The sequence below is a fragment of the Ruegeria sp. genome (assembly GCF_028066395.1).
Taxonomy (GTDB): domain Bacteria; phylum Pseudomonadota; class Alphaproteobacteria; order Rhodobacterales; family Rhodobacteraceae; genus Ruegeria.
This window is the reverse complement of record NZ_JALCBM010000023.1, coordinates 16,499-37,003: the sequence shown is the minus strand read 5'-3', so window position 1 is coordinate 37,003 and position 20,505 is coordinate 16,499. Positions and strand designations below refer to the sequence as shown.

Annotated in this window: 13 protein-coding genes; 7 read left to right on the top strand and 6 right to left on the bottom strand. The window is 61.1% G+C overall.

What is annotated here, in order from left to right:
* The first annotated feature begins 72 nt into the window (after positions 1 to 72).
* The gene (locus tag MPJ51_RS09530; protein ID WP_298385281.1) at positions 73 to 1,410 is read left to right on the top strand and encodes a HAMP domain-containing sensor histidine kinase; all 1,338 of its coding nucleotides are present in this window, start codon (positions 73 to 75) and stop codon (positions 1,408 to 1,410) included.
* A 14-nt stretch (positions 1,411 to 1,424) separates the two neighbouring features.
* On the opposite strand, the gene MPJ51_RS09525 is transcribed toward MPJ51_RS09530, so the two are convergent.
* The 6 genes from MPJ51_RS09525 to MPJ51_RS09500 form a co-directional block, all read right to left on the bottom strand.
* On the bottom strand, positions 1,425 to 2,717 hold the full coding sequence (locus tag MPJ51_RS09525) for a ferric reductase-like transmembrane domain-containing protein (RefSeq protein ID WP_298385278.1): 1,293 nt from the start codon (positions 2,715 to 2,717) through the stop codon (positions 1,425 to 1,427).
* 88 nt (positions 2,718 to 2,805) lie between these two features.
* Complete coding sequence (locus MPJ51_RS09520) at positions 2,806 to 3,897, bottom strand: amidohydrolase family protein (protein WP_298385275.1); 1,092 nt, start codon at positions 3,895 to 3,897, stop codon at positions 2,806 to 2,808.
* 367 nt (positions 3,898 to 4,264) lie between these two features.
* Positions 4,265 to 5,122 (bottom strand): MipA/OmpV family protein, encoded by an 858-nt coding sequence (locus MPJ51_RS09515; RefSeq protein WP_298385272.1) that lies wholly within the window; start codon positions 5,120 to 5,122, stop codon positions 4,265 to 4,267.
* A gap of 669 nt (positions 5,123 to 5,791) precedes the next feature.
* The gene (locus MPJ51_RS09510; protein WP_298385269.1) at positions 5,792 to 6,847 is read right to left on the bottom strand and encodes a sterol desaturase family protein; all 1,056 of its coding nucleotides are present in this window, start codon (positions 6,845 to 6,847) and stop codon (positions 5,792 to 5,794) included.
* A 94-nt stretch (positions 6,848 to 6,941) separates the two neighbouring features.
* Positions 6,942 to 7,778, bottom strand: coding sequence for a 3-methyl-2-oxobutanoate hydroxymethyltransferase (locus MPJ51_RS09505; protein WP_298385266.1), 837 nt, complete (start codon positions 7,776 to 7,778; stop codon positions 6,942 to 6,944).
* A gap of 18 nt (positions 7,779 to 7,796) precedes the next feature.
* Positions 7,797 to 8,762 (bottom strand): NAD(P)-dependent oxidoreductase, encoded by a 966-nt coding sequence (locus MPJ51_RS09500; RefSeq protein WP_298385263.1) that lies wholly within the window; start codon positions 8,760 to 8,762, stop codon positions 7,797 to 7,799.
* A 133-nt stretch (positions 8,763 to 8,895) separates the two neighbouring features.
* Here MPJ51_RS09500 and MPJ51_RS09495 point away from each other — a divergent pair, with 133 nt between their 5' ends.
* The 6 genes from MPJ51_RS09495 (at position 8,896) to MPJ51_RS09470 (ending at position 20,467) form a co-directional block, all read left to right on the top strand.
* Complete coding sequence (locus MPJ51_RS09495) at positions 8,896 to 9,768, top strand: LysR family transcriptional regulator (protein ID WP_298385261.1); 873 nt, start codon at positions 8,896 to 8,898, stop codon at positions 9,766 to 9,768.
* A 321-nt stretch (positions 9,769 to 10,089) separates the two neighbouring features.
* Entirely contained in the window at positions 10,090 to 11,613 is a 1,524-nt protein-coding gene (locus MPJ51_RS09490) for an alpha/beta hydrolase-fold protein (RefSeq protein ID WP_298385258.1), read from the top strand.
* Positions 11,614 to 11,616: 3 nt separating this feature from the next.
* Entirely contained in the window at positions 11,617 to 12,864 is a 1,248-nt protein-coding gene (gene entS / locus MPJ51_RS09485; protein ID WP_298385255.1) for an enterobactin transporter EntS, read from the top strand.
* Between the two features lie 34 nt (positions 12,865 to 12,898).
* A complete protein-coding gene (locus MPJ51_RS09480) occupies positions 12,899 to 13,150 on the top strand; it encodes a phosphopantetheine-binding protein (protein ID WP_298385252.1) in 252 nt (83 codons plus the stop codon).
* On the top strand, positions 13,143 to 13,337 hold the full coding sequence (locus tag MPJ51_RS09475) for an MbtH family protein (RefSeq protein WP_298385249.1): 195 nt from the start codon (positions 13,143 to 13,145) through the stop codon (positions 13,335 to 13,337). Before MPJ51_RS09480 ends, MPJ51_RS09475 begins: the two co-directional genes overlap by 8 nt.
* Positions 13,338 to 13,372: 35 nt before the next feature.
* On the top strand, positions 13,373 to 20,467 hold the full coding sequence (locus tag MPJ51_RS09470) for a non-ribosomal peptide synthetase (protein WP_298385246.1): 7,095 nt from the start codon (positions 13,373 to 13,375) through the stop codon (positions 20,465 to 20,467).
* Positions 20,468 to 20,505: the final 38 nt, after the last annotated feature.

The window sequence follows — 20,505 nt, the reverse complement described above, 5'->3', positions numbered from 1 at the left end:
CGTTCAACCCATTGAGGCACAAATGGAATTGCCGATTGCGGCTGCTGATTTCAGGATAAACAGGGCAGGTCATTGAGCCGAAGATACACTCTGGGAGAACTGGCACAAATGTCGGCGCTGCGGCAGTCCATGCTGCTGGCGCTGGTCTTTCTGTTCCTGCATTTTCTGGGCGCCCTGATTATCGACAATCTGGTGCGCCGGGATTTCGACAATCAGGTGGCGCTGGAGCTGCAATCGCGGTTTCAGGCCATCGCCTCGGACATCCGCATCCGGGGGTTCCAAAGAGACGACTATCCGATTTCCGGGACGGTGGTGGTGTATTATCAAAGCGACGCCGCCAGTCAGGCGGTCGCGCCCGAGGGGATTTTCGACAGAAGCGGCGATTTTGAGCTTGAGCCCTTCCAGTTGACCCGTCTGCGCTGGGGTGAGGAATGGCAGTATTACGCAGGTGACGTGAGCGGGCAAAAGCTTATCGTCGGCGTGAACCTTGTTCTACGGACCCATTTCCTGTCGGTTATCGCGCGCACCATTTTGATCGTCGGCGCGGTGATCGCAGCAGTTACGCTGGGGATCGGGGCGTTTTTCGGGCTGCGCACTCAGCGTCGGTTGAACCGGATTTCTCTGGTTCTGGAACATGTGGCTTCGGGGCGGCTGGACCTGCGCGTCGACACGCAGAAAGAGCTGGATGACCTTGACGTGCTGGGCCATCGGATCGACCAGACCATCGACCGGCTGGACATCGTTCTGCGCCAGTCCCGGGATTTCGCCACCAACATCGCGCATGACCTCAAAACGCCGCTGGCGCGGCTGCGGTTGCGGCTGGAACAGGCCATCATCGCGCAGACCGAAGATCAGATCGAAAGCGCCGAAACGATTGAGGCGTTGCAGCAATGTGACCAGATCATCGCCGTGATCGATGCCTTTCTGCGCATCGCACGGCTGGAATCCGGCACCATCAGGAACAGGTTTGAACCTGTTGATATTGCGGAACTTTCCGAAGAGGTATTCAGCACGTTCGAACCGGTGGCCGAGGATGCCGGATACACGCTGGTTCCACAAATCTCTGGCCCTGTGACCGTAAAGGGAGACCGGGTGTTGCTGTATCAGGCGCTGGTCAACCTGATTGAGAACGCGTTGAAACATACGCCCAAGGGCAGCCGGATCACCCTGATCGCCAATGCCAACGCCCTGGGCGTGGCCGATACCGGGCCGGGCATCCCACCCGAAGCTTATGCCGAGGTGATCAAACCCTCGGTCCGGCTGGATCGCAGCCGGTCGGACAGCGGCGCGGGTCTGGGGCTGGCGCTGGTCAAGACCATTGCCGATCTGCACAATGCCCGGCTGGTCCTGTCCCCGAACCCGGAACTGGAGGGATCGGGGCTGTTCATCCGAATGGAGTTTACGGCGTAGGCGACGCTGCAGGCTCAGCGCATTTCGAATTCTTCACGATGCAGTTGGGCCTTGGAAACTCCGGCCTCGCGCAGCTTGGCGAACAGGGACTGCCCCAAACCGGATGGGCCGCAGAAGAAATAGTTCCAGTCGGGCAACGGATGATCCAGATCCTCCTTCAGGCGGTCGATGGACATGCGATCCCCGAAGCCCGAGACAACAGGCTTGATCTCAATATCGGGATGCTGGCGGGCCAGTTGCTGCAATTCGTCCAGATAAACCGCGTCCTCAAGATGGCGGACGCAGTAGTAGAAACGGATGCTGCCCGATCTGTCTGTCGGCAGCGAACGCAGCGCAGACAGGAACGGGGTCACGCCGATACCGCCCGCGATCCAGACCTGATGCCCCAGCACCGCTGTGGGGTTGAAGCACCCATAAGGGCCGTCAATCGACACCTGCGTGCCCGGCTGCAACCCATTCTGCAAACGGCGCGTGAAGTCGCCCAGAACCTTGACCGACACCTTCAAATGCGACTCTTCGGCCCCCGAAGCGATGGTAAAGGGATGGGTTTCCTTGAACCCCTTGGCGCGCACCGTCACAAAGGCGAACTGGCCGGGCCGGAACTGTACCGCATTGGCGACCGGGGACAGGACCAGTTCGGTGATGCGGTCCAGCACGCGGATCTCGGCAATCTCATACCCGTGACGGTGCAACAGGGGATAGATCACCTGTTTGTAGATGAACGAAGCCAGACCAACCACCATTGCAACCAGCAGGATCATCCCGGCGGGGCTGGTCATCGGCAGGACCTCTCCGCCGCTCAGAACCAGCCACATGTGGAAACTGACAAGGGCATAGAACAGACCCATCAGGCGGTGCGTCGGCAGCCAGCGGTGATAGGGGAACTTCCGGTTCAGGGTGAGGATGGTCAGGATGACAAAGCCGATCATGGAAAACAGACCCAAGGCGCCGATCAGGCCATCATTGTCCTCATCATCTTCCTCAAGCTCCTCCAGCCCGGGCGCGTCGCCCAGATCATTCTCGGCCCCGATCGCGGTTGCAAAATGTGCCAGCAGCAGGATGAAGGCCGCGACGCCGAGCCATTTATGCACCTTGTACATCTTGTCCAACCCGCCAAAGGCCGGTTCCAGAAACCGGGGGCGCGCCGACAGGAAAATCCCCAGCGACATGCTCAGATAGGCCAGCCCGCCGATAAAGACAGAAGGGTCATCCAGCCCGAAATCGCCCTGCAGGCTGACCGGAATCCAGAATGCCGCCGTAAACAGCGCAAGAACAAAGAAGATGATCAGTTTACCGGCGTTTGGCATGTGTTGTCTGTTCCTTGCGAACCAATCGCTGGTGCGCTGGGGTTTGAATTAAACGTTTGTGATTTCGGTCAGGGGCAATCGGGCGCGGTCAGAACCGGTTCAGACCAAGCAGCTTTTCCGCATTTCCCGATGCGATCTTCTGTTTGACCTCAAACGGCAAATCCGCCGCGCGCAGCCAGTCCGCGCCCTTTTGGTTCTTGGCAAACGGAAAGTCGACGGCGAACATCACCCGGTCTTCGCCCATAGTGGCAAGGGCCAGATCCAGCAGTTCATCCTGAAAGAACGCGCTGGTGGTGATCCAGAAATTGTCGCGCAGATATTGCTGCGGAGGTTTGCTCAGCGTGTCGCGGGTGGCAAAGGTCAGATCGCCTTCAAGCCGCCAGAAGTAGAATGGCAGCCCCTCGCCCATATGGCCGATGACGATCTTGAGGTTGGGGAACTTGTCGAACGTGCCAGCGACGATCATCCGCAGCGATTGCAGGGCGACCTCCTGATGCCAGCCATAGCCGGGACCGGACAGGACCTTTTCCAGCCATGGATTGCCCAGACCACTGTAATATTCGTCCAGCACCTGCGGCGTGGGGGCGGCGGGGTGGATATAGATCGGAACATCAAGCTCTTCGGCCTTGGCCAGAACCGGCGCGAACATCGGGTCGTCCAGAAACTTGCCTCCAATGCTGCCATAGGTCATGCAGCCCAGACACCCATCCTCTTTCACCGCGCGCTCCAGCTCGTCCGCAGCAGCCTCGGGGGTCTGCATCGGTAGCGTGGCAAAGGCACGGAAGCGGTTCGGATAGGCCGAGACCAGCTCATTTGCCATCCAGTCGTTGAAACGGCGGGCAAAATCGATCCCTTCCTGCCCGGGAATGTCCTGCGCGCCCGGGGTCATCGCAGACAGAACCTGCATGTCGATGCCTGCCGCATCCATGTCGGCGATCCGCTTGGCACCGGTTTCAAGGATCAGCTTGCCGATGGGGGCCTTGGGCGGGAACTTGATGCCGTTCCGCTCCAGCAGCTCGGGTGTTGCGATATGTTCCTCAAGCGCGATCAGATACAGGTCATCCTCGGCTGCAAGACCCTGATACGGAAGGCTGGTCGCAGCGGCCGAGGCCAGACCACCCGCCAGAAATCCACGGCGATTCATACGGAAAGAGCGGTTTTCACATGTATCGTTGGTCATTTTGTTTTTGGTTCCCAAATAACAGCAGCACTTGATCATCAGACGCGTTGGCAATGTCGTTCGCCACACTGCGTCAATACCTAGATAGGTTGTGAAACTGTTGCGGCCCTGAAAACAGCCATACAAATTTGTAAACAACCTTGGGCGCGACCCGGACCGCATATGCGTATCCGACCTGCCCGGGTAGAAAGTGGGAAGTTATCCTCATGATCCGTATTCAGGTGAGGGGGTCTAAACTCCTGAGACCAAAAAGGATAACTTCCCATTCGAAGCATGAGACCGCGCGCCAACACCCCGGCACGGCTGCCGGGGTATCCATGAGTGGTGGCTCGGGCGGTCGTTGCTGCTTCTAACCGATTGCCGTGGCTCAGAACCTGAAACCAACGGCCAGTTCAGCGGTGACCGCGTCTCTGGACTTGACGATTGGGCTGTCAACCGCATCCCCCAGCAGGCGGGAATAGCCGATGGCGCCGGTCAGGCCCCAGCCTTTGCCCAGCGGCTGCAGAAAGCCGATTTCCGCATTCACCGACTTGAAACCCGATCCGGCGCTGAACTGAGACAGGCCGGACGCCGCCGATTGTGCTGCCGAGATGCCAAAGAAGCTTTGGTTATAGTTGGTATCCGCCCAATCGACCGACACACCGCCAAACAGGGCCAGACCGCGTTCGCGGGTGACATCCTCGGGCCGCACGCCGGTGGGCAGCAAGGCGCCGCGGACAACGCCGAACGGCACCTGCGTCTGAAGGCCCAGCGTGACCAGCGTCCCTTCGGAGCCGCTGAAGTATTTCTCGACATCCACGGTCGCGGCGAGGCGCCGGGTCAGATCGTACTGGGCGCCGAAGGCGAAGACCGCGCCATCATCGATGTCGCCTAGACCGGCCAGATCGGGGCTGTCGCTTTCGTTACGGCCACCGCCATATCCGATTGCCGTCTGAATCCGCAGCCTGTCCTGATTGACGATGAACGCCCCGATCCCTTGCGGTGAGATCAGCAGACGATCTTTGTAGACGATCTGGAAACCGGGCTGAAATTCTGTCGTGTAGCGGTCGGAACCTTCATATTCCGGCTCATATTCCGCACCTGCGCCAAGGAAGAATTCCCAGTTGCCGCCGTCATCATCGTCGTCATCATCGTCGAACCCCTGAGCCGCAACTTGCGACGCACCGGTGGAAAGCATAGCACACAGCATGAATTTGGCTGCGTTGTTGAGCCAGGTCTTCGTCATTTCACCCTCGTTCTCTTTACACTTCAGTTTTTGTTTCCACGCGGACATTGCATCTGCCGCGCCTTTCGTAGTCTTCGATGTCCCATCCTGACCCGGGTCGCCCGGTCAGAATGGCCTGTAACGGGTATGGCGCAGTTCCGCTTGTCAAAGGCCGGGCCCTTGCTGTGGTCGAACTGCGCCATGGCTGCTTGATAAGATCCGGGTTTGCCCATTTACGAGGTGAGTCTCGGACTATTCCAAATCCATTCCTGCTTCGATTGAACTGAGCAATAAGCACAGCAGCGATACCGCGTCCTTGCGCGACTTTTACAAATTTGTAAGATTGTGAAGGACGTGCTGGGCGCGACGCCCACTGACCATGGGATTGAGATTTAAGTCATTGAAAAATCGTGATAATAGCGCAGACTCAGATTTGCTCTCCGCCTCACGGAATTTTGTCTGTTCACGCGGATGACGGTTAGGGAATGCCGGTGCCCGGACGCACCGGGCACGATGGTCAGGTAAGGGATTCGCCGCACCACATCACCACGGTCTGATCATGCGAACGATGACAACTAAGATGGGCTTGGGTATCGCTGGCCCGGCCAAACGCCGTCATCCCGGCCCGGGCGGTCAAAAGACTGTCGCCTTCTGTTGAAAAAAGGGCCCGATCAACCGGCCCCCTTTTTGTCAGTTGCTCTTGTGCACCTGCCCCTTGGCATGCATCTCGCGCTTGCGGTTGCGGGTGCGTTTGGTGGCATCCTCAGAGCCGTCATGATAGGTGCCGAACCACTTGTCCCAGGGCATTTCCGCATTGCCGTAGTTGCACTCGTAATAACGGTGGTGCAACTGGTGGAAAAACGCGCCCAGCAGCAGGGCCTGACGGTCCTTAGCCCAGAGCGCCTCGTAACCCGAATGGGACGACGCCGCGCCCAGCATCAGCCAATAGCCCAGAAATACCATATGCACCGGGTTGCTGGGCAGGATCAGCACGATCAGGATGGCGCTGAGATAGCCGAACGCCTCGACCGGGTGCATCGACATGCCGGACCAGGGGCCGGTGTTGACGTTGCGATGGTGCACCGCGTGGACATGTTTGTAGATGAACGGTTGATGCAGCAGCAGATGCACGGCGTAGAAATGGAAGCTCTGCCAGATGGCCAGGATCGGGAACAGCGCTATGAACCAGATCGGGTGCGCCGAAAAGCTGAGCGTGCCGATATACTCGTTGGCATACATCCAGCGCAGAAACACTTCGAGCACCGACAGGAACGGCGCACCGAAGACCAGAGAGTAATACATGTTGTCCCAGGTCTGGTAGCCGAACTTATACAGCGCATTCTTGCGCTTCATATAAGGGCGCGGGTCGTATTTCAGCAGCTTGCCCTGCCCGTCGATGCCGTAGAACCAGAAATGCAGCCCTCCGGCGACGATCAGCAACAGTGCCCAGTTGCGGATGAACACCCAAGCCACCCAGCCGAATGCAAGGCTGGCCTGCTCTGGCCCGACCGGCTGCAGCCAGTAGGCCACGGCAAAGGCCAGCAGCAAAAAGATCGACCGGTCCGAGAATTGCAGCCAGTTCTGCCAGATCCATTTGCCCAGCACGCCCAGCTTTGGGGGCCAGTTCCAGTAGGGGGCGTATTTTACCGGCAGTTCCGGGTGCCAATACCACTCGCGGCTCATCGGGCCGGGGTCATATTTCGTATCTTTGGCCTGTTCGTTTGGGTTGGTGTCTGCGGTCGTCATATCCTGTCCTTTCCTGAAAGAAACCAATTGCCTTCAGGTCAGAGACGGCGGGGGCTCATAGGGATATTTGCGGGACGCTTTGCGATACATGGGTCTACTCGTGAAACGGGCGGCGCTTGTCGAGCGCTTCGCGCAGTTTTTCATGTTCGCCGGGCTTCATGGCGATGCTGGTGGCCGCATCGGGATAGCTGCCGTCCAGAACGGCGGCGCGATAGGCGGTCAGGCCCTTCATGCGCTCGGCCTCAAGCGTGGCGCGGGCGGCGGCCATATCGGCAAAAGCCTTGGCATGACGCGGCGGGTTCGGGGTGTCGCCGCAGGCGTCCTCCTGAAACAGAAAGATCACGTCGGCAGCCCCGCCCGAGCCGATGGAATGGGTGATCAACCCGGTGCGTGGGCTGATCTCGGCAATCGCCTCATCCGCCACGCATTCCAGTTCCACCGCATAGGCCCCGGCATCCTCCAGGCGGCGCAGATCCTCGGCCAGTTGCATCGCCTCATCGGCGGTGCGGCCATAGGCACGCAAGCCCCCGATGCGGGTCGACAGGCGCGGCACCAGCCCCAGATGGCCCTGAACCGCCAGCCCTTCATCGGCCAGCATCTCGACCACCTTGAAGCTGCGCAGGGTATACACCGCATCGGCCCCGGCTGCGGCAGCCCGGATGCCCGCACGCAGGATGTCCTGATGGGTTTCATAGTCGCTGGCCATCAGGGCCGTTGTGGTAAAGGTGTTGGGCGCGCCTGCGCGCACCTCAACAAGGTCATGATCGACAATCGACAGATGATCGATCCCGGCGGCTTCGGCGGCGGCGGCCTCGACCCGGTTCACGGCGGTGGTCTGCACGAATTTGCGCGTGCCCTTGCCCGCCTGAATATCGGCAACCGTCAGATTGCGCGTCGCGGGAAACCCACCAAAGGTATAGATCCGTTTCATAGCAACCGCCCCCGGGCCTTATTCCGCTGCCTTGAGCTGCGAGCCCTGCGGGATCACCTCATAGCCGGGCTCTTCGGGCTCATCATCCAGCATTTCGGGCGGGAAGCCCGGTGCGCGGATGTCCAGACCGGTGGCCTCTTCCAGACGTTTGATGATGTTGGGCGAATAGCACCGCTCGCCATAGCGCGAAATGCCATCGTCAAAGATATCAACCAGCATGGGCGAGATTTCCAGCGGCACGTTGTGACGGTCCGCCACCTGCTGGAACAGGCCCGCATCCTTTTTCACCAGATCCATGGTGAAGGAAATATCGCGGCTGCCGTTCAGGATCACCTGGCTTTCGGTCTCATGCACGAACGAGGTGCCCGAGCTGATTTTCATCGCCTCATAGGTGGTGTTCAGGTCCATGCCCGCCGCCTTGGCGGTCACCAGTGCCTCGCAGCAGGTGACAAGATTGGCGGTCGCCAGATAATTGGTCACAACCTTCAGGATCGAGGCCGAGCCCAGTTCGCCGGTGTGCAGAATGCGGCGGCCCATGGTTTTCAGGAACGGCGCGATCTGGTCGAAGGTCTCGCGGTCACAGCCCGCAAAGATCGAGATATTGCCGGTCGCCGCACGGTGGCAGCCGCCCGACACGGGGCAATCCACCGCCGCGCCACCGCGTTCCATCACCATGGCACCCAGACGCTTGACCTCTTCTTCATCGGTGGTGGACATCTCCATCCAGATCTTGCCGGGGCCGATTTCGGGCAGCATTTCCTGCATCACCGCGTCGGACGCGGCGGGCGATGGCAGACAGGTAATCACCGCATCGCAATCCCGCATCAGCTGCGCCGGGCTTTCGCCTCGCTTGGCCCCGCGCGAGACAAAATCGTCGACCAGTTCCTGGCTCAGATCATGCACCGTCAGGTCAATGCCATTGCGCAGCAGACTGCCGCTCAGCTTGCCACCGACATTCCCAAGTCCGATAAATCCTACTTTCATGCGCGCGCTCCCTTATTCGCATGCCGCCCTTACTGAGCCGGAGTTTCATTCCTGCCGGAGATTTAGAGACATTGATCGAGCAAAGTAAAATGAATAAAAAGCGAGGAAATGGCCAAAAATTTTTGGTGGTGATATGCCCAAGACCCCGAACCTTGTCTGGTTGCGATCCTTCGAATGTGCCGCCCGCCACATGAGCTTTACCGCCGCCGCCGAGGAACTGGGCATCACCCAGACCGCCGTCAGCCTGCATGTGCGGTCGCTTGAGGCGCAGTTGGGCTGCAAGCTGTTCACCCGCGCCGCCCGCAATCTCAGCCTGTCCGAGGTTGGTCAGGCCTATGCCTTTTCCATCCGCCGCGCGTTGGGAGAGATTGACCTGTCCACCACCAGCCTGTTTGGCACCAGCCATCTGCAGAAACTGACAGTGCGGGTTCCGATTTCAACGGCGACCCTGTTTCTGGCGCATCGGCTGCCTGATTTCGTGCAAAACCACCCCGAGGTCTCGGTCAGTCTGGTTTCGAATATCTGGGCTGAATCCACGAACCGGGAAAATGTCGATGTCGAGCTGCGCCTGGGCTTGGGGGATTGGGAGGATATGCCTGCCCGTCGGATTTCCAAAGAACGGATTGTCCCGATTGGGGCCAAATCCGGGGGGCGGATCCCGTCCATGGCTCAGCTTGCCGACCAACCGCTGATACATATCCTTGGCTTTCAGGACATGGGGCAAAAATACCTGTCGGCCTTTGATGTGCAGCAATCCGAAACCGCGACCTCTTACTCCGTCGATACCACGATTGCAGCCGTGGATATCGTGGCCGGTGGCGGCGGGTATGCCGTGATTCTGGAGCGGTTCGCAAAGACGGCGATTGAAACCGGCCGAGAGATTGCGATCGTCGGCGACGCCGTCCCGTTCGAGCAAAGTCATTTTCTGCTGCGGGGCAACAGGCCAGAGCCCAACGCCGCCACTATTCAGATATTCGAAGGCTGGCTCGAACGCATTTTCGCATAGGATCAAAGGTTTGTTGTGCCCCTAAGGGTTGATCAGCCTGGTTAACCATTGGGCCGGTTAGGGTGCAGAAACGCACATTCCATCATCAACGTTCATTCATGGCATGCGGCAATTCTTCCACGCTCACCGGCTGGCAGACAGCCTGCGACAGCGGGCCTGGGCGTTTGACAAACAAATTTGTCGCGTTCCCAAACGTAACCGCTCTGGACGCCCATAGGTTGTGAAGGCATGAAGGGGCATCAGCCAAAGTCAGATCGCTCTTTCTTCAGCCTGCGTTCCCTCGACACCGATGCATACTGGGCGATCACTTTGGAAAATTTCATGCCGACTATGGTTTCAGCGCCCCCTTCTGGGCTGGAAGAACAGCTAAAAACGACACCGGGCACCTATGTCGAAGGCTGGTTGAACTGCACCACAGGCAGCGCCGATCTGATCCTCTGCCAGGACGGTCAAGAGGATCGGGTGCTGCTAGACAGCGCGCAGGACCTGCACAGTTTTCGCTTTGTTGCCACCGGTCATGCATTGACATTGACCATTCGCAAGGACGCGGCCACCCAAGCCGAACTACGCATCACAAAGGTGGTCACGCCAGAGGATCAGGGCACCGGCACAACCGGACAGGAGTGTGCCGCGCCGATCAGCCCCCGCCTGCAAAAAGTCGTGCAGGGACACGTTTCGGTGGCGACGTTCTGGCAAGATGTGATGTCCGTAGGCACACCCATGATCGAACCTGACCCCGAAGGCTGCGCCGATCATCGGTTGGTGACATTCCTGTGGCGGGGGAAGGCCCGGAATGTCCGCTTGGTTGGCGGACCGGCCCCGGATCACGTCTGGATGCAGCGCTTGACCGGCACGGATGTGTGGTTCGCCTCGTTTCGCGTGCCGCTAGACCTGCGCCTTTCTTACCGTTTGGCACCGGATGTCCCGGATATCAACGCCTCACCCCGTGAAAATCGTCTGGCTCTGCTGGCCGTGGCGCAGGCCGATCCGATGAACAGGACGCCTCTGTTTCCGCATGTCAACGACCCGTTCGCACAATGGAGCCTGCATGACCTGCGAGGTCAAACACGCGCGGCAAAACAGGTGCTGGGTCGGGTGTCGAGGGATGTTACCGAACACCGCATTGCCGATCCCATGCTGAAATCCGGGCGGCGCATCTGGTTGCACCGTCCAACCGGTTTCATTCCCGGCGCGCCCGGAAATGTGCTGCAAATCCTGTTCGACGGGGCGACCTATCTGCATCAGCTGGGGTTGCCCTGCCGGATCGAACAACAGGTGCAGGATGGGTGCTTACCCCCGATAGCCACCGTCTTTGTCGATGCCGTGTCGCCGCACCGACGGGCCGAGGATCTGGGCTGTGACGATCAGTTCACCCAAATGCTGACCGGGAAAATCCTCCCTTTCGCCTACGACTGGTTTGGTCAGGACTTCGATGCAAGTCGCGTAGTCGTTGCCGGGTCCAGCTTTGGCGGCCTCGCCGCCGCCTATACCGCCTTGGTACGCCCGAAACAGATCGGCAATTTCATCTCACTTTCGGGGTCGTTCTGGTGGGCGCCTCCGGGATGGGAGGCAATTTCACCCTATATGGCCTCGCTGCCTGTCGATCCCGGGCTGCGGGCGGTCCTGACCGCAGGCAGCTATGAGCGCGCGCGGCATGAAGGCGATGTGGGCATTCTCGAAAGCACCGCCGCGCTTGCCGCCCGATTGCGCGCGCAAGGTGCGGGTGTGCAGACGCGCACCTATGCCGGCGGGCATGACTATGCCATCTGGGCCCCGGCCCTGATCGAGGCTCTGGAAACCCTGTTTGGCCCGGGCGCACGCAACAACAGGCGCACAGGGGGCTGACCGATGGCAAACACTGTTTTCATTCGCCTTTCACTGCTTCGGGACAACGCGCAATACCGCCGTTTGCTGGCCGCGCGGGCCCTGTCACTGTTGGGGCTTGGCTTTCTGATCGTCGCGGTGCCGGTTCAAACCTACCAACTGACCGCATCCACCCTTTGGGTCGCCCTTGTCGGGGCCAGCGATGCCACGGGGCTGTTTCTGGGTCTGTTGCTGGGCGGGGTGCTGGCGGACACCCGTGATCAGCGCAAGCTGATCCTGATGGCGCGCAGCGTGTGCGGGGTGGGGTTTGCCGCCCTGACGATCAACGCGCTGCTGCCTGCCCCGTCGGTCACGGCGCTGGTCGGGCTGGCCTTCATCGATGGCATTTTCGGAGCCATCGGCGTATCGGCCCTGATGGCCGCTGCACCCAAGGTCGTCGGGCGCGAGCGGATCGTCGAGGCCGGGGCATTGGGCATGCTGACCTCGCGGGTAATCAATATCGGCAGCCCAGCTCTGGCCGGTTTGCTTTTGGCCGTGGCCGATGTGGCCTGGGCCTATGGTCTTGCCACTCTTGCGACCATCGCCACTGTTAGCGTTCTGCGTGGTTTGGCTCCGTTACCTGCGGAACAGACCACCCCGCGCAACCCCTTTGCGATGCTGGGGGACGCCCTTGTCTTTCTGGTGTCGCGCAGACGGGTGCTGGTGGTCTTTCTGCTGGGAATGCTGCTGACGGCCTGCACCGGGATCAGGGTGCTGTTCCCGTCCCTGTCCCTGGATGTTTTCGCCACCGGCGATGCGGCGACCGGTTTGCTGTACGCCATGGGCCCGATTGGGGCCACTCTGGCGGCGCTGCTCAGCGGTTGGGTCCACGACAAGGCCCAGCCCTTTGCTCTGATGATCCTGCTATGCGCCTGCGCGCTGCTGGCCTTTACGGCAATCGGCGTGGCACCGGGCCTTTGGGCCGTGATGACCCTGCTGGTGGTGTTTGGCTACCTGATGTCGCTCGCCTCGCTTCTGCAATACGGCATCGTCCAGCGCGAGACGCCGGATGCCTATCTGGGCCGCGTCAACAGCCTGTGGCTGGCGCAGGACGCGATGGGCGACATTCTGGGCGCTCTGGCCCTGGGCACACTGGCCAGCATGGTCATGCCGTTACATGCGGTGCTGGTGCTTGGCCTTTCCAGCCTTGGAATATTTCTGGTTCTGGGGCTGACAGGTCTGGCCCTGACCCGATCCGCCAAACCGCTTGATGTCGATGCAGGCCCTGCCTGATCCCCCTTACCGAAAGAAAAGGACCGCGCGACCCATGGAGAAAAGACCCACCCTCGAAACCATCCGCAAGGATGTCCTGAGCTTTCTGGACGATGTGCCGGACGACCACGAAAACCTGCTCGACTACGGGCTGAACTCGATCGAATTCATGACCCTGGTGGCACGGTGGGAAGCCAAGGGGATCCGTGCGGATTTCAACAGTTTGGCCCGCAATCCCACGATGGGCGCCATCCTGTCGGTGCTGGGCGACCAGTTGGCCGCAGCCGGGGACCTGATCGATGGATAGCGCCCAGCCCAACCCGTTCGATGACACCCGGTACAAGTTCTACGCGCTGCGCAATGCAGCAGGCCAGTACAGTATCTGGCCCGATTTCCGTGACATCCCCGAAGGGTGGGAAAAGATGCACGGCCCTGACGACCGCAAGGCTTGCCTCAGCTACGTCGAAGACAACTGGACCGACCTGCGCCCCTGAACATCGGGGCAAACCAATTGTGCGGAGAGCCCGTCATGACTATGTTGGAACTGCTGGACACACAGCAAGGCATCTGGACAGCGCAGCAGATCGCCGCGCGGCCACAGGATTACCTGATTGCGCATGCAATCGAGGTTTTCGGCCCGCTGGATGCGGCACGGATGACCACCGCAATCGAACAGGCACTGGCCGAGGCGGATACAGTCAACGCAACCTTTGCCGAGGTCAACGGGACCGCGCGGCAGGACATCCCCTCGGCCCCGGTACGGCCCGATATTCAGGTCACGGACCTGACCGGCTCCCCGGACGCCCGAACCGAGGCATGGCATATTCTGCGATCTGATCTGGATCAGGGGAAAGACCCGTTTGCGCCCAAGCACAAGCTGCTGCGGATCGGATCGGATGAGGGGGCAGCACACTGGATCTGGTATCAGCGCTATCACCACATCATGCTGGATGGCTACAGTCTGGATGTGCTGACGGACCGGATCATTGCTTTGTATGATGCGGCGCGGGATGGGACGCAGACGCCCCCCTCTCCGTTCACATCCGTGGCCGAGGTGGTTGCCGAACAGCACACCTATCGTGAGTCAGATGCGTGGCGGCGCGACAACGCATTTTGGCTGGCGCAATGCGCGGACCTGCCCGCCGCGCCAAAACTGGCAGACAGCGCGAAGGGCACTGCCAGCATCGGTGAAAACGCACAATTCAGCACCATCCTGATCGACCGTGACAGGTTTGCCCGGTTCGAAGCGCGGGTGGACGGCCATGATTTCGCTGCCTTCGATCTGTTGACCGCAGGTATCGCGGCATATGTGGCGCGGATCAGCGGTCAGTTCGATCTGGTGCTGGGTGTGCCGATGATGCGCCGCCTTGGGTCTGCGGCGATCTCTTCCAGCGCGCCGGTGGTCAATGTTCTGCCTCTGCGCCTGCGTCTGAACCCTGCGCAAGACCTGTTGGAGTTGGCCATGCAGGTCCGGCAAGCCATGCGCGACATGCGCAAGGCGCAACGCTATCCGGTAGAACAGATTCAACGTGATCTGGGCCTGACCGGCACAGGCCAGGGGATGTGGAGCGCCACGCTCAACTTCCGGCTCTATGAAAAGCAGCCGACCCTCGCTGGCCATGCAACCCGGCTGCACCGTCTTGCAATCGGGCCGCTGGAAGAGCCCGAGTTTGGATTGCGTGTGGACGATGATGGCATTCATCTGGACCTGCGTGCGCCGTCAGACCGATATTCACAGGACGATCTTGCCCGCCACACCGCACGGCTTGCCAACGTGCTGGATCAGTTTATCGCAACACCCGAAATCCCGCTGGCTGACCTTGCCATGACAACCGAGCAGGAACGGGCAGACTTGGCCGTTTGGCAGCCCGGGCCATTGGTTGCGACGCCTCCGGACGAGGAAACCCTTGTGGATGTCCTGCTGGGTGGGGTGTTGGCCGGAAACACGGACACAGTGCTGCGCTTTGGCGAGACCACCTTGTCGGGCGCGGACCTGCTGCGTCGCAGTTGCCGGTTGGCCCACCTGCTGCGCGACAGCGGAGTGGGTCGCGGGGATGTGGTTGCAGTCGCCCTGCCTCGATCCGAACTTTCGGTGATTGCGATCTTTGGCGTCCTGATCAGCGGCGCGACCTATCTGCCGATGGATATCGCCTATCCCAAGGCCCGCCTTGCCGCGATCTGCGAAGATGCCCTGCCCCGGATCATTCTGACCACGACAGAGGCCGCACAGAACCTGCCCGGCGGGGTGCCTGCCCTGCATCTGGACGCGCCGGACACCCTGTCGAGGCTCATGACGTGCCCGGATACGGCGCCCGGGCCCGAGCAGGTCCGGATTCGCCCCGAAGATACGGCCTATATCGTCTTTACCTCGGGCAGTACCGGCAGGCCCAAAGGGGTCATGGTCCCGCACCGGGCGCTGTTGAACCTGTTTTCGGTTCACCGGGTCGGGTTCCTGCGTGAGGCTCTGGATCATCATCTGCAAACCCACCCGAACCGCCCTCTGGTCGCGGGCCATTCCCATTCCTTTGCTTTCGATGCAGCGTGGGAGCAGCTGTTCTGGATGCTCATGGGGCAACAGGTCGTCGTGCTCAGCGACGCGCAGCGCCACGATGCGCAGGGGTTTCTGGATGCCGTGATCCAGCACAGGTTGGATGCGCTGGATATTCCCCCGTCATTTTGCGCGCAAATGCTTGAGATGGGGCTGTTGACCCATCCCGCGCACCGGCCATCGGTCTTGTTGCTGGGCGGGGAAGCGATGCAGCCCGCAGTGTGGAATACACTGGCCGAACAGGAAGGCGTGATCGCCTACAATGCTTATGGGCCTACGGAATTTACCGTCGATGCCTGCATGTCGCGCCTTGTGACACGCCCGCAACCAGTGATCGGGCGCCCCATCGGCAACGCGCAGGCACATGTTCTGGATGCCTGCCTGTCGCCGCAACCCATTGGCACAGTAGGTGAGCTGTACCTGGCAGGCCCCAACATCGCCACCGGCTATATCGGCAAACCCGGCCTGACGGCGGAACGTTTCGTGCCCAACCCCTTTGCGACAGGCCAGACCCTGTATCGAACCGGCGACCGCGCCCGGTGGAGGGATGACAGCACGATAGAGCTGCTGGGCCGCGCCGACACGCAGGTTCAGGTGCGCGGGCACCGGGTCGAACCGTCCGAAGTGGCCGCGGCCCTCGCAGCGTTCGACATCGTATCGGATGCCCATGTTGTGGCTGAGCCCGTGCATGGCAGTCATCGCCTGCTGGCCTATTGCACCGGCAATCTGGACAGTGACGCCATTGATCTGTTGCGCAGGCAGCTATCTGACCGGCTGCCTGCCTACATGGTCCCCTCTGTCATTGTCCCGGTTGAACACTTTCCCTTGACCGTGAATGGCAAGATCGACCCGAACGCCTTGCCGAAACCGCAATTTACCGAAGGCCGCTCGCCCCGAACCGCCGTGGAAAAGGTGGTTTGCGAGGTGGTCGGACAGGTATTGGGTGTGGCCCCCATCGGGCTGGATCACGACTTTTTCGCAAGTGGCGGTGACAGTATCTCGGCCATGGTTCTGTGTAACGAGATGCGCAAGCGGGGCTGGCACCTGACGACCCGGGATATCTTTGCGACGCCGGGATTGGCTGATCTGACCTCCGCCCTAGAACCTGTCAGCGCGGATACGGAAATAGCCGCGCCGGACGTGCCTAACCCCTCGGAATTCGATGGGGTGTCGGTTGAGATTGCCGAAATCCTGCCCCTGTTGCCCGCGCAAAAAGGCATTCTGTTCCATGCAACGCTGGGCGATGCGGCGGGAAATTACAACGCCCATACCCGGTTGGTTCTGCAAGGCGCGCTTGATACGGCCCGGTTGCGCCACGCCTTCGACGCCGTTTTGCGGCGGCATCCGCAACTGGCGGGGTTTTTCCTGTCCGACCCGGCAGGCGACCCTTACATGGCCTTGCCCGCCGATTCACACCTGCGCTGGCCGTGGAAGGACCACGACATCTCGGACCTGACCGGCCCGGCGCGGGATCACCGTCTGCAGCAGATCGAAGCCGCCGCCAGCCGAAATCTGCGCCTGACGCGCGATCCGCTCTGCATGGTTGCGGCGGAGCTGGTAAGGCTAAGCCCGGACCATCACGTTCTGCTGATCAACATCCACCATGCGATCATCGACGGGTGGTCAACGCCGATCCTGCTGCGTGACCTGTTCGATGCCTATCGCGATGCAGGTGACAGCCCGCGCGCGCTGGATCAAAGCTATGGGTCGGTTATCCGCGCGCTGGCCAGCCGCGACAAAACCGGGGCCGAGACCTTCTGGGCACAGCAATTGCAGGGCTGCACGCCGACATGTCTGTTTGACAAAGACCGCGCGACAGGATCGGTGGACGAATATCACCTGACGCTGACACCCGGACAAAGCCGCGCCCTGCGGGATTACGCCGGTCAGGGTGGTGTGACGCTGAATGTGGTGATGCAGGCGCTTTGGGCCAATGTGATCGGCGCAGTGTCCGGGCGGCAGGATGTGGTCTTTGGCACCGCCGTTGCCGGGCGCGCGGCCCCGGTCAGTGGCATCGGTGATCAGATCGGCATGTTCCTGAACACGATCCCGGTGCGCGTTGATCTGGACCCGGCCCGCCCGGTTCTGACGCAACTGGCGCAGATGCAGGATATCCACGCGCAGGCAATGGAGCATGACAATCTCAACCTCGCCGACCTGCACCGAATCGCCGGGGTCGAGGCCCTGTTCGACACGCTGCTTGTGGTCGAGAATTACCCCGACAACAGCTATCTCGATCAGGACCTGGACGGGTTGCGGGTGACGGATATCCACAACCGGGGCTACAGCCACTATCCATTGGCGCTGCTGGTGCTGCCCGGGGACACGATCAGCTTCATCGTCGAAAGTCGCGAGACCACCATGGATGCCGCGCGCGTGGGCCGCATGCTGCACCGTATGATCGATGCGCTGATACAGCATCCGGCTGCAAGCCCTGCACAGCTGTGCCTGCTTCCTGCGCCGGATGCGCAGGTGATCGAAGAAACCAACCGGACCGGGCAGCACCTGCCAGACCTCACCTTGCACGATCTGATCGCGGCGCAGGTCGGCCGCACCCCGGATGCCCCGGCGCTGGAAGATGCCGACCACCGGCTGAGCTTTCGTCAGACCCGGCATCAGGTCCTGCATCTGGCCGACAGGCTGCGGCAGGCCGGGGCCCACAAGGGCGATGTGATCGGTGTGGCCCTGCCGCGTTCGGCGCGGCTGTCGGTCGCGATACTGGCTGTGATCGAAATCGGCGCGATCTACCTGCCGCTCGATCTCAGCTATCCGCGTGACCGGCTGGAGTTTCTGCAATCGGATGGCAGACCCAGCCTGGTTATCACCCAGACCGGCATCGATATCGGCGCAGCCACCTGTCCCAGGCTGTGTTTCGATGTCTTTGCCGGTCCGGGGCAGGACGTGCGCGATCTGGTCGATGCCCCGGACCTGAGCGGGCGTGATCCGGCCTATCTTCTGTATACCTCGGGCACGACGGGACGGCCAAAGGGGGCCCTGATCTCGCACGCTGCTATCGTCAATCGCCTGCTCTGGATGCAGGCCGAATACCCTCTGACCGGCGCGGATGCGATCCTGCAAAAGACGCCCTGCGGCTTTGACGTCTCGGTCTGGGAATTCTTCTGGTCCTATCTGGTGGGCGCCCGGCTGGTGATGGCCCCGCCCGATGCCCATCGCGATCCGCAGATGCTGATGGAACTAATCCGGCAGCATCAGATCACCACAATGCATTTTGTGCCCTCGGTCCTGACTGTCTTTAACGAGGCCATGGCGACGGCAGGTGGCACCCCCTGCCCCAGCCTGCGGCAGGTCTTTTGCAGCGGTGAGGCGCTGAGCGGACAGGCCGTTGCCGGGTTTGCCCGCCACTGCGGGGCTGATCTGCACAACCTTTACGGCCCGACCGAGGCCGCGATCGACGTGACCTATTGCCCGGCCTTGCCACACGCGGACAGCGCCACCGGAGTGCCCATCGGCAAACCGGTCTGGAACACCGGCCTGCGCATTCTGGACCATCTGCTGCGCCCCGTTCCTGTGGGCGTGGCCGGAGAGCTGTATTTGTGCGGCACGCAATTGGCCGATGGCTATCTGGGCCGCGCGGCGCTGACCTCGGACCGGTTTGTGGCCGATCCCCATGCCGATGGTCAACGCATGTACCGCACCGGCGATCTGGCACGGTGGGGTGATGAGGGGCGGGTGATCTATCTGGGCCGCACCGATCACCAGATCAAGATCCGGGGGCAACGGGTCGAGCCGCAGGAAATCGCCAGCAGCCTGCTGCGACAGCCCGACATCGCCGAGGCCGTGGTGCTGGCCATCACGCCCGAAGGCCGGGCAGACCCCGATCTTGTTGCCTATGTTGTCCCGCAGGGACCCTCATTTGATCCCGATGCCACACTGGCCGCGCTAGCGGCCCAACTGCCCGCATATATGGTGCCGCGCTTCTGTCTGGTGCTGGAGCGGCTGCCGATCAACGCCAACGGCAAGCTGGATCGCCGCGCCCTGCCGCAGCCAGATACCGGCGGCCAGACCATGGGGCGCGCACCTGCACCGGGGATCGAGCAGGATCTGGCGCGGATATTCTGCGATCTGCTGGACGTGGAACGGGTCAGCGCGACCGATGATTTCTTTGCCCTTGGCGGGCATTCACTGTTGGCCATGCGGCTGGCGGCCCGCATCCGTCAGGACCTCAAGCGTCATATCCAGGTGGGTCAGATCATGAGCATGGCGACGGTCGAACATCTGGCCCGACATCTGGCCGCAGGCGCCCTGGTCGGCACGCTGGTCCAGGACGGGTTCGATCCGGTGATCCACCTGCGCAAGGGTACGGGTAGGCCCCTGATCTGCATCCATCCCGGCTCGGGCGCGTCGTGGCAATACAGCGTTCTGGCGCGATATCTGAAAAGCGACATGCCGATCATCGGCCTGCAATCGCCGCGCCCGGACGGCCCCATCGCAACCGCGCAAAATCTGGATCAGCTCTGTGACCGCCACTATGATCTGGTCCGTGAACTTCAGCCCGAGGGTCCCTATCACCTGCTGGGCTACTCGCTGGGCGGCAACGTCGCCTTTGGTATCGCCGAACGTCTTGAAGCTGCCGGTCAGCAGGTGCATTTCCTCGGCCTGCTGGACACGTACCCGGCTGAACACCACGACTGGACCGACCCAGACGGGAACGAGGCCGAAGCCGGGGCCGAGCGCGAGCAGGAACAACTGCTGAACGACGCAATGGCAGATGTGGCGGACGCGGAATTCCACCGGGAAAAATCACAAATGTTCAGCCATATCTTCGACAATTACCGGGATGCCGTGCGACTGTTGTCGACTGCGCGCACCGGGCAGTTCTCGGGTCAGATCACATTGTTTGTCGCCGATAAATCCGACCTGCCCGAAATCGATCCCGATACCAGCTGGCTGGGCCATGTCGGCGCGCAGGATGTCCACCATCTGCCCCATGCCTCGCACGAGGACATCATCTCACCCGCCTCGCTTGAGGTTCTGGGACCGCTGATGAACCTGCTGATCGCCAAGGCGCAGGGGAACGCAGAGGAATGGGCCGAAACCACGGCAGGGGCTGCATGAAACCCGACAGTGCCCAGAGGTGGCAGAAAGGACAACGG

Bases quoted from the DNA above. Each gene is read 5' to 3' on its own strand.
- MPJ51_RS09525 (WP_298385278.1), bottom strand. From the start codon at position 2,717: ATGCCAAACGCCGGTAAACTGATCATCTTCTTTGTTCTTGCGCTGTTT.
- MPJ51_RS09520 (WP_298385275.1), bottom strand. From the start codon at position 3,897: ATGACCAACGATACATGTGAAAACCGCTCTTTCCGTATGAATCGCCGT.
- MPJ51_RS09515 (WP_298385272.1), bottom strand. From the start codon at position 5,122: ATGACGAAGACCTGGCTCAACAACGCAGCCAAATTCATGCTGTGTGCT.
- MPJ51_RS09510 (WP_298385269.1), bottom strand. From the start codon at position 6,847: ATGACGACCGCAGACACCAACCCAAACGAACAGGCCAAAGATACGAAA.
- MPJ51_RS09505 (WP_298385266.1), bottom strand. From the start codon at position 7,778: ATGAAACGGATCTATACCTTTGGTGGGTTTCCCGCGACGCGCAATCTG.
- MPJ51_RS09500 (WP_298385263.1), bottom strand. From the start codon at position 8,762: ATGAAAGTAGGATTTATCGGACTTGGGAATGTCGGTGGCAAGCTGAGC.
- MPJ51_RS09495 (WP_298385261.1), top strand. From the start codon at position 8,896: ATGCCCAAGACCCCGAACCTTGTCTGGTTGCGATCCTTCGAATGTGCC.
- MPJ51_RS09490 (WP_298385258.1), top strand. From the start codon at position 10,090: ATGCCGACTATGGTTTCAGCGCCCCCTTCTGGGCTGGAAGAACAGCTA.
- entS (WP_298385255.1), top strand. From the start codon at position 11,617: ATGGCAAACACTGTTTTCATTCGCCTTTCACTGCTTCGGGACAACGCG.
- MPJ51_RS09480 (WP_298385252.1), top strand. From the start codon at position 12,899: ATGGAGAAAAGACCCACCCTCGAAACCATCCGCAAGGATGTCCTGAGC.
- MPJ51_RS09475 (WP_298385249.1), top strand. From the start codon at position 13,143: ATGGATAGCGCCCAGCCCAACCCGTTCGATGACACCCGGTACAAGTTC.
- MPJ51_RS09470 (WP_298385246.1), top strand. From the start codon at position 13,373: ATGACTATGTTGGAACTGCTGGACACACAGCAAGGCATCTGGACAGCG.